We start from the raw sequence: 13069 nt of genomic DNA on the forward strand, positions 1-13069 counted from the left end.
TGGCGGAGAATCGGACCATGGGAAAGACCTACGAACGAATCGACGGGCGGCTGCGCGCGTTCATCGAGAGCCAGCCCGTCTTCTTCATCGCCACGGCGCCGCTCGCGGACGACGGCCATGTCAACGTCTCCCCGAAAGGGCGCTCCGGCACGCTGGCCGTCCTGGACGAGCTCACGCTCGCCTACCTGGACTTCGGCGGCAGCACCGCCGAGACCATCGCCCATCTGCGCGAGAACGGGCGGATCACGCTGATGTGGTGCGCCTTCACCGGGCCGCCGACCGTGGTGCGGGTGCACGGGCGCGGCGAGGCCGTCTTCCGCGACGACCCGCGGTTCGCCGAGCTGGTGGGCCGCTTCGCCCCGGACGCCGACGGCGGCGGCCTGCGGGCCGTCGTGCTGGTCCACGCCGACCGGGTCAGCGACTCCTGCGGGTTCGCCGTCCCGCTGATGGACTATCGCGAGGACCGCAGCCTGCACTCGGACTTCTTCGGCCGCAAGAGCGATCCCGAGTTCGCCGTGTACTGCGAGGGCAAGGACCACGTCGCCACCAGCATCGACGGTATGCCCGCCCTCCCGCTCCCGCTGCCGCCGCGCCCCGCGTGAGCGCATGCCGGAGCCCCCGCCGGCGTCACGCCGACGGGGGCCCCGGAGCGGGCGTGCCTACGGGTTGACGGTGAACCAGGTCGAGCGGGACTTCTTCCACTCCGGGTGGGTGAGGTCCTTGGCCTCGGTGCCGTCGTTGTACAGGTCGGCGGAGCCGTCGTCCGTGATGAGCTGCACCCGGGCGCCCGCGACCGTCAGGTCGGGGACGTCCACCACGGCCTCCCAGCCGCCGGCGTCGCTGGTCGGCAGGTCGAGCAGCTTGACCGGGGCCGAGGTCGCGAGGCCGTCCCAGCGGTAGAGGGCGTACGGGTCGGAGTTGTCGTCGGCGGCCCAGGAGCCGGCCACGATCAGGTACTGCCCGGCCGCGTTGCGGCGGATGTCACGGATCGAGAGGCCGCCGAGGTTCAGCTCGATCGGCGTACCGAAGGTGGCGTGCACCGAGCCGCCGGGCAGCTGGTTGAAGTTGGTGACCGGCACCAGCAGCGCCTTGCCGTTGGTGACCGCCGGGGTCAGCGGGGCCCGGAAGCCGACGAACGCGGTGGTGGTGCTGCCCGGGGCGAACTCCAGGCCCTCGACGTTGAAGCCGTCGATCTGCTTGGGGATCTGGCCGGAGGCCGCGCCGGCCGCGAAGCCGTAGTGGTTCCCGTGGGACTGGTCCCAGGCGATCAGGTCGTCGCGCAGACCGGTGTACTCGCCCGCCAGCGTGAGCTGGGTGCTCGCGCCGGAGCCGGTGACCGTGGTGGTGAAGACGGTGCGGCGGTCGGCCTTGATCTCGCCGTCCTTGTTGTTGCCCAGCGATCCGGTCCAGTAGATCGTGTTGCCGACCCGGGTGGCGGCCTCGATGTCGATCTCCTTGGAGACGCCGAGCGCCGAGCTGAAGTCCCAGGTCTTCACCGGGGCGCCGGAGGCGTTGCGGTCGTACAGGCGCAGCACGTTGGACTCGTCGTCCGCCACCACGATGTAGCCGTTGCCGGCGTCCACGGCGGCGGAGGCGTCGCTGGAGCCGGTCAGGTAGCGGGCGTCCGCCGCGTACTGGACCGCGGCCGAGGCCGCGTAGTGCAGCGTCTTGGTGGCGGTCTTGCCGCCGAGGCCGGTCACCTTGACCGTCAGGTCGGTGTAGCCGACGCCCCGGGCCGCGACGGTGAGGGCCCGGCTGCCAGTGGTGCCGGCCACCGTGACGTCCGTGGTCTTCGCGACTGAGGTCTTGGAGCTGGCCGAGGCGGCGACCGTGAGCGCGGAGACGTCCGCGCCGCTCTGCGCGATCGTCACGGTGACGGTCGGGTCACCCGTCGCGCCGACCGCACCGGAGAGGTAGGTGGCCGAGAGGGCGATAGTGGGGGTGCCGTAACTGACCGCGAGGGCGGGCGCGGCGGGGATGGCGACGGCGGGCAGTGCGGCGGCCAGGGTGAGCGCGGCGGCGAGACCGAGCGGACGGCGCGGGTACGACACTGGTGGGGCCCTTCTACGACGAAGCGGTGCGAGGTCCGGATCAGGCTGATCCCGCCGGGCGAACGCCGCCCCTACAGCACCGGACGCCCGGACGAACGCTGCCCTTCGGATCGCACCCCGGGGCCGCCCCCTCCGGTCACCGGTACGAGCGGCCGCCCGCCGTACCGGTGAGCGGTCCCGCCCCCCGCGCACCCGTCGACGGAACCGCCCGTGCGCCGCCGTACCGTGGGCGGTGGCCCGGCGGGACCGGGCTCCGGAGACACCCCGGCCACGGGCCGCTCCGGCCGGGAAGCACCCGGACGGGAACCGCCCGGACGGGAACCACCCGAACAGGAACCACCCGGACAGGAACCACCCGGACAGGAACCACCCAGGAGAGGGACGGACCCCGCACCCATGGCCCCATCACGCCCGTACGTCCTGCTGAGCGCCGCCGTGTCGCTCGACGGCCACCTCGACGACGCCTCGCCGGAGCGGCTGCTGCTCTCCAACGCTGCCGACTTCGACCGGGTCGACGCGGAGCGCGCCGAGTGCGACGCGATCCTCGTCGGCGGCAACACGCTGCGCACCGACAACCCGCGTCTGCTCGTCAACGCCCCCGCCCGGCGGGCCGTCCGGGTGGCGGCCGGGCGGCCCGCGTACCCGTTGAAGGTGACGCTCAGTGCGAGCGGCGCACTCGACGCCGGCCTGCGGTTCTGGCACACCGGCGGCGACAAACTCGCGTACACCACCGATGCCGGGGCGGCGGCGCTGCGGCCGGCCCTGGCCGGGCTGGCGGACGTCGTCGCGCTGGGCCCGGAGGTGGCGCTCACGGCGGTGCTGGACGACCTCGGGGCACGCGGCGTGCGACGGCTGATGGTCGAGGGGGGCGGCAGCGTGCACACCCAGTTCCTCGCGCAGGGCCTCGCCGACGAGCTGCAGCTGGCGCTCGCCCCGGTACTGGTCGGCCAGGCCGCGGCGCCGAGGTTCGTGAACCCGGCCGCGTTCCCCGGCGGACCGGGCCGCCGGATGCGACTGCTGGAGGCACGTACGGTGGGAGACGTCGTCCTGCTCAGGTACGCCCCGAAGGAGCCCGCACCGTGACCGTTGACCAGCGAGCCGTCGATCGTGAACGGCTCGGCCGCGCCGTCGAACTGTCCCGGCTGTGCCCGCCCTCCGCGACCGCGTTCTCGGTGGGCGCCGTGGTGGTCGGCGCCGACGGCGAGGTGGTCAGCGAGGGCCACAGCCGGGAGGGTGACCCGCTCGTACACGCGGAGGAGTCCGCCCTCGGCAAGCTCGCGCCCGGTGACGCCCGGCTGCGCGGCGCCACCGTGTACAGCTCGCTCGAACCCTGCGGGGAGCGCGCCTCCCGCCCGCTGACCTGCTCCCAGCTGCTCATCGCGGCGGGCGTCGCCCGGGTGGTGGTGGCCTGGCGCGAGCCGGATCTCTTCGTCACCGGCTGCCAGGGCACGGCGCTGCTGGAGGCCGCCGGGATCGAGGTGGTGGAGCTGCCGGAGCTGGCGGCGGCCGCCCGTGCGGTCAACGCGCACCTGCTCGACTGATTTGTTTGTACCATTACGAAACAATCCACTCCCGGTCTCCTCCGGGAGCCTGCCGAGACCCCGGGGAGCCCCCGCCGTGCCCGCCATCACCGAACTGTCCGCCCGCGCCCTGCTGCTGGACATGGACGGCACCCTGGTCGACTCCGACGCGGTGGTCGAGCGCTGCTGGCGCCGCTGGGCCGCCGAGCACGGCCTGGACGGCGACGCCGCGATGCGCGTCGTGCACGGCCGCCAGGGCCACCTCTCGATGGCCATCCTGCTGCCGGAGCGGCCGATGGAGCGGAACATCGAGGAGAACCGCCTGATGCTGGCCGAGGAGACCGCCGACACCGACGGCGTCGTGCCCGTCCCCGGCGCGCCCGCCTTTCTCGCCGCACTGGGCGGCCTCCCGCACGCGCTCGTCACCTCGGCGAGCGACGCCCTCGCCCGGGTCCGGATGGGCGCGGCCGGCCTCCCGCTGCCGGCCGTCATGATCACCGCCGAGTCCGTCGGCGCCGGCAAGCCCGACCCCGAGGGCTTCCTCAAGGGCGCCGCCGCCCTCGGCTTCGCCCCCGCCGACTGCCTCGCCTTCGAGGACTCCGAGGCCGGCATCGCCGCCGCCCTGGCGGCCGGCATGCAGGTCGTCGGCATCGGCCCCCGGGCCACCGAGCACAACCCGACCGTGCAGGTGAACTCCCTGGAGGAGGTCCGGGTGACGCGGAACGCCGACGGCACCCTGGCGGTCCGGGTCGGCGGCTGACCGGGAGCGAGGACCGCCTCTGCCTCCCGGGCCCGGGAGGACCACCTCTTCCGGTGGCGGGTCCAGGAGCGCGGGCTCCTCGAGCGGATCAACACGCTCGTTGCCGATGTGGCGCGCGAGGGCGACGGGGCCCTGGGAGCGCCTGGCCGAGGAGGCACGCGCGTGGTCCTTGCCGGAGGCCGCCGAAGCGCCCGTCGGCGAGAACGTCCTCGTCTCACCCACCTGGACCGACTGCACGGACCTCCGTCCCCGAGTCCAGCCACACGAGGGGCGACGACTACAACCGGCCCTCCTGCGGACTCTCCGCGGACCGGCCAAGCGGATCGTCCGAGTCCTGGCCTCACGGATCCGCGTAGCCCATGATCCCGCCACGGCACCCTTCGGCACCTTTTGTGCCACGTCGAGCACCGGTGAGCACTTGTCGACACACCGCTGCGGACGTACAGTTTCTTGTACCCATAAGGAGCCGGCCATGAAGACGATGACCTATTCGGAGTCCCGCGCACGGTACGCCGAGGTGCTCAACGCGGTTACGGACGACCGCGAGGAGATAGTGATCACTCGCGCCGGACACGAGCCGGTGGTCATCGTCTCCCTGGAGGACTACGAATCCCTCAAGGAGACCGCCTACCTGCTCCGCAGCCCCGCGAACGCGCGCCGTCTGCTCGCCTCGATCGAGGAACTGGAGAACGGCGGCGGGACCGTACGCGAACTGGCGCCCCCGGAGTGAAGATCACCTTTGCCTCCCGGGCCTGGGAGGACTACCTGTGGTGGCAGGTACAGGATCGCAGGATCCTCAAGCGGATCAACACACTCATCGCCGATGCCACGCGCAACGGCAACGAGGGGATCGGCAAGCCAGAACCACTCAAGCACGGGTTCCAGGACTACTGGTCACGTCGAATCAACGACGAGCACCGCTTGATCTACAAGGTCACCGACGACTCGATCCTGATCGCCCAGTGCCGCTACCACTACGAGAGCTGATCCGGAGACCCGCTGGGCCTGCCGGCCGGCAGGCCCGGCGGGTCTCCGGATGGACCGTCAGACGTCGAAGCGGAACGTCGAACGCGGCGCTCCCACCTGCGAAAACGTCTCTTGTGAGGGGGCCCTCCCAGCACGATCCCAGCACGGGAGGGGCATCCCAGCACGCCCTGCCATCCTGGACCTCCGCAACAGTTCGGCATAGCCGGCAGCTCGGAAACCTCGGCCGCGTGAGGCTCCGGCCCCGTCGGGTGTTGAAGGTGGCCGCAGGCTACTGTTCGCCGCCACGCTCGTCCACGACCCAGGGCTGCGAGCCGCAGGCCAGCGCGCCGGGGAAAACAGGGCGGGCGCGGGGCCCTGGCCAAGGACAGGGAGGCCAATCGACGCACCCAAGGGATAACGATCTTCCTCGCCAGTACGCTTGGGTGGATCCGCCCGGCGAGCTTCCGGAGACAGCATGCTGACCCGCATCGAAGTCCACGGGTTCAAGAACCTCCTGAACCTGTCCATCGACTTCGGCCCCTTCACCTGCATCGCGGGGGAGAACGGCACCGGTAAGTCGAATGTTTTCGACGCCATCCAGTTTCTCTCCCTTCTCGCTGACCAGTCGATGATGGAGGCTGCCCAAGAGGTTCGGGGCGTACACGGTGAGCGTCAGGGTGACCCGCGTGACCTCTTCTGGAAGGGCTTCGATCCTGGCAGCCACCGGATGCGGTTCGCCGCCGAGATGATCGTCCCACTCCACACACAGGACGACTTTGGCCGGGCCGCGAAAGCTACGACCACGTTTCTGCGGTACGAGTTGGAGGTCGGCTACCAGGAGCCGTCCGGCCTGGACCGTTTCGGCCGCCTCACTCTCCTCCACGAGACGCTGAGTCACATCACCAAAGGCAAGGCCCCCCGGCACCTCCTCTTCCCCCACAGCGCGAGGGACTTCCGCAACACCGTCATTCAGGGCCACCGCAGCGGTGCCCCCTTCATCTCGACGACGACTGAATCCGGCGAGTCGGTCGTCAAAATCCACCAGGACGGCGGCAGCCGAGGTCAGCCCAAGCCTGCTGCGGCGTCCCGTGCACCCGCAACAGTCGTCTCCACCATCACCAGCAGTGACGACCCGACCATTCTCGCGGCTCGCCGTGAGATGCAGTCCTGGCGACGGCTCGCTCTTGAGCCGTCGGCTCTACGCCGGTCCGACCGGTACGTCGACCCACAGGTGATGGGCGCCGATGGTTCCCACCTGCCCGCGACGCTCTTCCGCGTGGCCCACGACACTCCCGGCGCGGATCCCAGCCAGGTCTACGCCAGAGTGGCGGGGCGTCTCTCTGACCTGACCGGAATCCATATCCGCGATCTGGATGTCGATCAGGACGAAGTCCGGCAGCTCCTCACGGTCAACGTGCGCGAGGTGGCTGGCATGACGCTGCCCGCCCGCAGCCTCTCCGAAGGAACCCTGCGCTTCCTTGCCCTGTGCGTCCTGCTCGAAGACACCTCCGTACGTGGTCTGATCTGCATGGAGGAGCCCGAGAACGGCATCCATCCCGCGAACCTCAATGCCATGGTCGCCCTTGTCCAGGACCTTGCCGTCGACCCGTCGGAGGAACCTGGCACGGACAATCCGTTCCGGCAGGTGCTGATCAACACACACTCACCCGGCGTCGTACAACTCGTCGAGCCTGAAGACCTCTTGTTCGCCGACACCTCGATCCACAGATCCGAGAACGGCTCTCTAAACCGGGCACTGCGGCTGCGTCCACTCGCCGAGACATGGCGGGCCACAAGGGCGGGTGGCGACTTCGTGACAAAGGCCGACGTCCTGCCTTACCTCACCACACCCGTCGGCGCGCAGCTAACGCTGGATTGGGGGGCCGCGTGACCACTCGTGTTCTGTTCATCGGGGAGGGCAGCAGTGACAACGGCCTCGCACCGCATGTCGAATCCATTGCCGTGCGCAGGGGGCTCGATGTCTCGGTCACCGTCCCGGACTTCGGTCTGCTTCGGCTACCGACCGGCCATTCCGTCCGGGACAAACTGCGGGTGGCTCGTGAGCTGCACGGGACCTATGACTTGGTGGTGGTGCAGCGGGATGCTGACCGCGGTCCCGCCCAGGACCGCAAGGACGAGATCAAGGAGGCAATGTGCGCCGAATGGCCCGGTCTCCGGCACGTCGCCGTGGTACCCGTCCGCATGCTGGAAGCCTGGCTGCTTCTCGACGAGGCATGTCTGCGCCAGGTTGCCGAGAATCCGCGCGGCCGCGTCAGTCTTGATCTCCCCAGGGGCATCGCGGCGGAAAGGGTCACCGACCCTAACCTCGATTTTTCATGACGGTCCGTTGGCGTGGTCGGCGGGCCGTTTCGGCTTGTGTGGGTAGTGGTGGGTAGGCCGAGGGCCCGACTGTCGCGTCGGGTGCGCGTCGGATTCCACGGTTCCGGAGGTGTTCGGCTGCTCGTCGGGGTGGGTCGTTGTCGCTGGTCAGCCAGGGTTCGGTAGTGCTTGCAGCCTGCTGAACGCGGTAGTGATCACGTCGGTCCAGGGCCAGTGGTTGGCCAGGCGGAGGATGCGGCGGCGGCCGGTGGTGACCAGGCGGGCGGCGGCGGAGAACAGTCGCAGCCGCATGCGCTTGGGTTCCCATCTGCGGGTTCGGCCGGTGAGGGCGAGCGTGGGCATCCAGGCGAGGAGGTCCAGGGCGAGTTGGACGATCTCCAGCCAGAGCTGATTTTGGGCGGTGTGGTGCAGGGGGAGATTGCGCAGGCCGGTGTCGCGGGCGGCGCGGATGCGGTCCTCGGCGCGGGCGCGCTGGCGGTGCCGCAGTTCCAGGGCTGCGATCGCGGTTCCGGGGGTGTTGGTGGCGAAGCAGGTCAGGCGCATCCCGTCGGCGTCGGTGAACCTCAACTGGGCTCCGGGGTGCGGTCGTTCCTTGCGGACGATCAGCCGTATTCCCTTCGGCCAGCCGTTGAGGACGTCGCCCGCGAGTTCGGCGACCCAGGCGCCGTCGCGGACCTGGCCGTCGGGTTCGACCGCGGGCGTCCAGGCCGGGGCCGGGACATGGAGCACGGCCTGGTGGACCGCGTCGGTGATCGTCATCCCGACCGAGTAGGACAGCCACCGGCCGCGTGTGGTCAGCCAGTTCAGGAAGTCGTGGGTGCCTCCTGCGGAGTCGGTGCGGATCAGGGTGCGGCGTCCACGCCGGTGGCGCTTGGGAAGTTGGGCCAGGGCGAGCTGGGTGGTGGTGATGTGGTCGGCGGCGGTGTTGCTGCCGGCGTTGCCCGGCCGCAGCAGTGCGGCCACCGGTTCCCGGAACCACCCGCTCCGTGGTCGACGAACGCGACCAGCGGGTGGTGTCCGAAGGTCCGCTTCCAGGTCGCGGTCGCGTCCTGCTTCTCGGAGTGCGCCAGCACCAGCACTCCGTCGATGTCCACGATCACCTGCCCTCCGGCGTCGGGGGCATCGGCCCCGGCAAGCTTCCAGACCCGTTCGCGGACCTCGGCCCTGGCCCGGCGGATCGCGGTCAGCGCGTGGGGCCCGGCCGCGGCCAGGGTCTCCACCAGGCGCGAGACGGTGGGGTCGGAGGCCACCAGCCCGAACACCTGCGGTTCGGCACGCAGCACGGCCACGTCCGACAGGCAGTCCCCGCCCAGCGCCACCGCCAGGGCCAGGTCCAGCAGCACCTTGCCCGGGTCGTGCACCGCACGCTGTTTGCGCCACGGCGCCAGCGCCGCCGATATCGCTGTGTCCAACCCGGTCTTGCGCACGGTCTCCACCAGCAGCACCCCGCCGGCCTGCGAGACCACCGCACCGCCGTCGCCCTGGACGCGGACGCGCGGGTAGGACCCGATAAGCTTCTTCACCTGGAGAGTGCTTCTTTCCTTGCAGCGGACAGGACCCTAGACAAGTCCCATCGTTGCAGGTCAGAAGCACTCTCCGTTTATTTGATCAAGGTTTGGACGAGCCGCTCATGAAAGCGCGAGGCTAAACAGCTCCTCAAGGACTCGCTCGCGCAGGCAAGCGAGTACAAAGGGCGCCGCCTCGCCCAGTTCCAGAAGCGCTTCTCGCAGCACCGGCTTCGTATGCTCGAACTCCTGGACCCGGAGGGGCCGGTGGCCTGTCTCCCGTCGTGGCAGGATTTCGTCAAGAACCTCGACGAGGCGTTCGAGATACTCGGTGGCTAACCCACCCAAACCCACGCAACTACCATCAGGTGCTGCAACCTCATGTGCAGGAACCCTCGCGGCCAGCCGCCTCTTCGACTGTCGGCACCGACCATCTGCTGCACCGACAGATCGATACACCCTCCCGGGCACGTACTCGGTGAGAGCGTCCCGGTCGTGCGTGGTCGTCGATCGCCGGTCGATGGGGCGCCCCCATAGCGGAGGCGACTGAAGGTAGGCGCTGCGGCAGCAGCCGCCTCTTGAGCATGATGCAAGCGTCCTCATGTAATCAGAAGCCGCCTGCGAGCTGCGGTCGCGCGTACAAGCCCCCCGCTAAACCCAGCACAGTAAGGGAGCAGGGGCAATGAGGGGTGACATGGGGTCAGTTTTCCCAGCACCGTCCCAGCGCGGGAAATAACCAGGGGCCCGGCTCCGAAGAGCCAGACCCCTGATGACCTGCATGTTTGCTAAGTCAGAGACGTGGTGTTACTTCATCCGCTCAGACGTTGAAGCGGAACTCCACCACGTCGCCGTCCTGCATGACGTACTCCTTGCCCTCGATCCGGGCCTTGCCCTTGCTGCGGGCCTCGGCGATCGAGCCGCAGGCGACGAGGTCGTCGAAGGAGATGATCTCGGCCTTGATGAAGCCCTTCTGGAAGTCGGTGTGGATCACACCGGCCGCCTCGGGGGCGGTGGCGCCCTTCTTGATCGTCCAGGCGCGGGTTTCCTTGGGGCCGGCGGTGAGGTAGCTCTGCAGGCCGAGGGTCTCGTAGCCGACCCGGCCCAGCGTGGCCATGCCGGTCTCCTCCTGGCCCATGGACTGGAGGAGTTCGAGCGCCTCGTCCTCGTCCATGCCGATCAGCTCGGACTCGATCTTCGCGTTGAGGAAGATCGCCTCTGCGGGGGCGACCAGGGCGCGCTGGGCGTCCTTGAACTCCTCGTCGGTGAGCTCGTCCTCGTCCACGTTGAAGACGTAGAGGAACGGCTTGGTGGTGAGCAGGTGCAGCTCGCGGACCGAGGACGAGTCGAAGCCGGCCTCGAAGAGGGTCCGGCCCTCCTCCAGGATCTTCTGGGCGGCCTCGGCGGCGGCCAGCGTGGCGGCCGACTCCTTCTTGAGGCGGGACTCCTTCTGGAGCCGGGGCAGCACCTTCTCGATCGACTGGAGGTCGGCGAGGATCAGCTCGGTGTTGATGGTCTCGATGTCGTCCTTGGGCGAGACCTTGCCGTCCACGTGCACCACGTCGGGGTCGACGAAGGCCCGGATGACCTGGCAGATCGCGTCGGACTCACGGATGTTCGCGAGGAACTTGTTGCCCAGCCCCTCACCCACGGAGGCGCCGCGCACGATGCCGGCGATGTCCACGAAGTCGACGGTCGCCGGGAGGATCCGCTGCGAGCCGAAGATCTCGGCGAGCGTGTTCAGCCGGGCGTCCGGGACGCCCACGACGCCGACGTTGGGCTCGATGGTGGCGAACGGGTAGTTGGCCGCCAGCACGTCGTTCTTGGTCAGGGCGTTGAAAAGGGTCGACTTGCCGACGTTCGGCAGGCCGACGATTCCGATCGTGAGCGACATGAAGCGCAGTCCCGTGGGCTCGGAGGGAGTGGAGCGGCCACCGTACGGGCCGATCCCCCAGTCTACGGGCAGGCGGCCGGCCGACCGGCTCGGGCTCCGGGGAACCCCGGGGGCGGGCGGGCCGTCGCGGCCGGGGGTCGACGCCGCCGGGAAGCCCGGGCCACCGACGGCGAGCCCCGGTACCGGACGGCACCGGGCGGCACCCGACGACACCGACGGTCCCGTCCGGCCCCCGCCGGCGCGGGCGACCGGACGGGACGGGTGACAAGGCGGCGGGCGGGCCGCCGGGCGGTTGCTTCGCACCCGTGCTGACGGAACATCATAGAACTACGCCGGACGGAGACACGGACCAAGCTCCCGGCCGCCCATTACACACTGTGGCGTTGATCGGACCGTACGTTGGGCTGGTGGAGCAGAGCATCCGTACCCAGCCGCCAGGGCCCCGCCGCCGTCCGCAGGTCGGCGGCGCCGGGGCCGCCGTACCGGGGCCCGGTCGGCCCCCGCGCAAGCCCGTACCGGACGGGACCGAGGTCGAGGCGTCCCGGTTGCGGACGGTGACCGAGACCCGTGAGGGACGCCGCGAGTCGGTGCGGCCCGGCGGGGGCCGGGTCGGCCCCCGGCTCCGGTTGCCACTGCGGATGCGGCTGGGCGCCCGACGCGCCGACGGCAGACCGCGCAGCGGGCGTCCGGCCCGGCTGACCGCGGTGGGCACCGGCGTGCTCGCCGTGGTCGCGAGCCTGGCGGCGGCCGGACTGGACCGGTTGCTGTTCGGCGGTATCGGCGTGCTGTTCGGGCTCGCCTACCTGCTGATCTGCTTCCAGCTGGCCGTCCGGGTACGCCTCGCGGACCTGCTGGCCGCCCCGATCAGCGGGCCGATCGCGTTCGCCGCCGCGCTGCTGCTGCTCGCGCCGGTGTCCAGTTCGGGCGTCACCGCGCAGGTGGTGGCGCTGGCGACCGGGCTCGCCCTGCGGGCGGTCTGGCTGTTCAGCGGGACGGGCCTGGCCACGGTGATCATTCTGGCCCGGTTCGTGGCCCAGCGCCGGATCCAGCGCGCCCGCTGACCCGGCTCCGGATCGCCCGCCGGCTCCACCCGCACGCCCCACCCGGCCCCGGCCCGGCACGGCAGCGCTCCGGCACGGCACGTCAGCGCCCCGCCCCGGCAGCGCCCCGCCCCGGCGGCGCCCTCGCGCTGCTGCCGACACCGCACCTCCGGCCCCCCGCCCGCGCCCCCGCGCGGCTCAGCCCGCCTTGGCCGCCGCCATCGCCGCGCCGACGATGCCCGCGTCGTTGCGCAGCTCCGCCGGGACGACCTGTGCCTCGCGCGCGTTCAGCAGCGGCATGAACTTCTCGTGCTTGCGGCTGACTCCTCCCCCGATGATGATCAGCTGCGGCGAGAAGAGCATCTCCACCATGTCCAGGTACTCGTCCACCCGCGACGCCCACTGCTCCCAGGTCAGCTCGTGGCGCTCCTTGGCGGCGGAGGAGGCCCGCCGTTCGGCGTCCTTGCCGCGCAGCTCCAGATGGCCCAGCTCGGTGTTGGGGACGAGCACGCCGTCGACGAAGAGCGCGCTGCCGATGCCGGTGCCGAAGGTGAGGACGAGCACCACCCCGTCGCGCGCCTTGCCCGCGCCGTAGGCGGTCTCCGCGAAGCCGGCCGCGTCCGCGTCGTTGAGGACGGTGGCCGGCAGGTCGAGTGCCTCCCGGAAGAGCCCCTCCGCGTCCAGTCCGATCCATCCCTTGTCGACGTTGGCCGCCGTCCGGGTGTGGCCGCCGACCACCACGCCGGGGAAGGTCAACCCGACCGGTCCCTGGTGGTCGAAGTGCCGGACCACCTCGCGGACCGCTGCGACCACCGCCTCCGGTGAGGCGGGGTGCGGGGTCAGCACCTTGTGCCGCTCCTGGGCCAGCACCCCGCGTCCGAGGTCCACCGGCGCACCCTTGATGCCGGAACCACCGATGTCCACGCCGAAAACCGTCGCCGCCATGCCTCACTCCTGTCCATCCACAGCCTGTGCACAAACGTACGAGAGGGCGCG

At 70.5% G+C, this 13069-nt stretch carries 10 protein-coding genes and 2 pseudogenes; 8 read left to right on the forward strand and 4 right to left on the reverse strand.

Features of this window, described 5'->3' with window-relative positions; genetic code table 11:
* Window positions 1-17: 17 nt before the first annotated feature.
* A complete protein-coding gene (locus OG823_RS13400) occupies window positions 18-602 on the forward strand; it encodes a pyridoxamine 5'-phosphate oxidase family protein (RefSeq protein WP_371479730.1) in 585 nt (194 codons plus the stop codon).
* 57 nt (window positions 603-659) lie between these two features.
* Here the strand turns inward: OG823_RS13400 and OG823_RS13405 are convergent, their stop codons facing one another.
* Window positions 660-2051 (reverse strand): DUF3616 domain-containing protein, encoded by a 1392-nt coding sequence (locus OG823_RS13405; protein ID WP_371479731.1) that lies wholly within the window; start codon window positions 2049-2051, stop codon window positions 660-662.
* A gap of 396 nt (window positions 2052-2447) precedes the next feature.
* Here OG823_RS13405 and OG823_RS13410 point away from each other — a divergent pair.
* The 6 genes and pseudogenes from OG823_RS13410 (at window position 2448) to OG823_RS13435 (ending at window position 7637) form a co-directional block, all read left to right on the forward strand.
* Window positions 2448-3592: pseudogene (locus OG823_RS13410) on the forward strand (dihydrofolate reductase family protein).
* 76 nt (window positions 3593-3668) lie between these two features.
* A complete protein-coding gene (locus tag OG823_RS13415; RefSeq protein WP_371479732.1) occupies window positions 3669-4331 on the forward strand; it encodes an HAD-IA family hydrolase in 663 nt (220 codons plus the stop codon).
* 472 nt (window positions 4332-4803) lie between these two features.
* Window positions 4804-5061, forward strand: a complete 258-nt coding sequence (locus tag OG823_RS13420; protein ID WP_371479733.1) for a type II toxin-antitoxin system Phd/YefM family antitoxin — start codon at window positions 4804-4806, stop codon at window positions 5059-5061.
* A complete protein-coding gene (locus OG823_RS13425; RefSeq protein WP_371479734.1) occupies window positions 5058-5318 on the forward strand; it encodes a Txe/YoeB family addiction module toxin in 261 nt (86 codons plus the stop codon). Before OG823_RS13420 ends, OG823_RS13425 begins: the two co-directional genes overlap by 4 nt.
* A 454-nt stretch (window positions 5319-5772) precedes the next feature.
* The gene (locus OG823_RS13430) at window positions 5773-7188 is read left to right on the forward strand and encodes an AAA family ATPase (protein WP_371479735.1); all 1416 of its coding nucleotides are present in this window, start codon (window positions 5773-5775) and stop codon (window positions 7186-7188) included.
* Window positions 7185-7637: a hypothetical protein gene (locus OG823_RS13435; protein WP_371479736.1), complete on the forward strand. Its 453-nt coding sequence runs from the start codon at window positions 7185-7187 to the stop codon at window positions 7635-7637. The genes OG823_RS13430 and OG823_RS13435 overlap by 4 nt, the downstream gene beginning before the upstream one ends.
* A 147-nt stretch (window positions 7638-7784) precedes the next feature.
* Here the strand turns inward: OG823_RS13435 and OG823_RS13440 are convergent.
* Both OG823_RS13440 and ychF read right to left on the reverse strand, forming a co-directional pair.
* A pseudogene (locus OG823_RS13440) lies at window positions 7785-9160 on the reverse strand (IS1380 family transposase).
* A 799-nt stretch (window positions 9161-9959) separates the two neighbouring features.
* Window positions 9960-11033: a redox-regulated ATPase YchF gene (ychF, locus tag OG823_RS13445; RefSeq protein ID WP_371479737.1), complete on the reverse strand. Its 1074-nt coding sequence runs from the start codon at window positions 11031-11033 to the stop codon at window positions 9960-9962.
* A gap of 407 nt (window positions 11034-11440) precedes the next feature.
* Here ychF and OG823_RS13450 point away from each other — a divergent pair, with 407 nt between their 5' ends.
* A complete protein-coding gene (locus OG823_RS13450; protein ID WP_371479738.1) occupies window positions 11441-12094 on the forward strand; it encodes a DUF6542 domain-containing protein in 654 nt (217 codons plus the stop codon).
* A gap of 177 nt (window positions 12095-12271) precedes the next feature.
* On the opposite strand, the gene ppgK is transcribed toward OG823_RS13450, so the two are convergent.
* Complete coding sequence (gene ppgK / locus OG823_RS13455) at window positions 12272-13018, reverse strand: polyphosphate--glucose phosphotransferase (RefSeq protein ID WP_371479739.1); 747 nt, start codon at window positions 13016-13018, stop codon at window positions 12272-12274.
* Between the last annotated feature and the right edge of the window lie 51 nt (window positions 13019-13069).

It is taken from the genome of Kitasatospora sp. NBC_00315, assembly GCF_041435095.1.
Classification (GTDB): Bacteria; Actinomycetota; Actinomycetes; order Streptomycetales; family Streptomycetaceae; genus Kitasatospora.

What these genes read in the sequence shown, in the direction of transcription:
- OG823_RS13400 (WP_371479730.1), top strand. Translation starts at nt 18, where the DNA reads ATGGGAAAGACCTACGAACGAATCGACGGGCGGCTGCGCGCGTTCATC.
- ychF (WP_371479737.1), bottom strand. Translation starts at nt 11,033, where the DNA reads ATGTCGCTCACGATCGGAATCGTCGGCCTGCCGAACGTCGGCAAGTCG.
- OG823_RS13430 (WP_371479735.1), top strand. Translation starts at nt 5,773, where the DNA reads ATGCTGACCCGCATCGAAGTCCACGGGTTCAAGAACCTCCTGAACCTG.
- OG823_RS13420 (WP_371479733.1), top strand. Translation starts at nt 4,804, where the DNA reads ATGAAGACGATGACCTATTCGGAGTCCCGCGCACGGTACGCCGAGGTG.
- ppgK (WP_371479739.1), bottom strand. Translation starts at nt 13,018, where the DNA reads ATGGCGGCGACGGTTTTCGGCGTGGACATCGGTGGTTCCGGCATCAAG.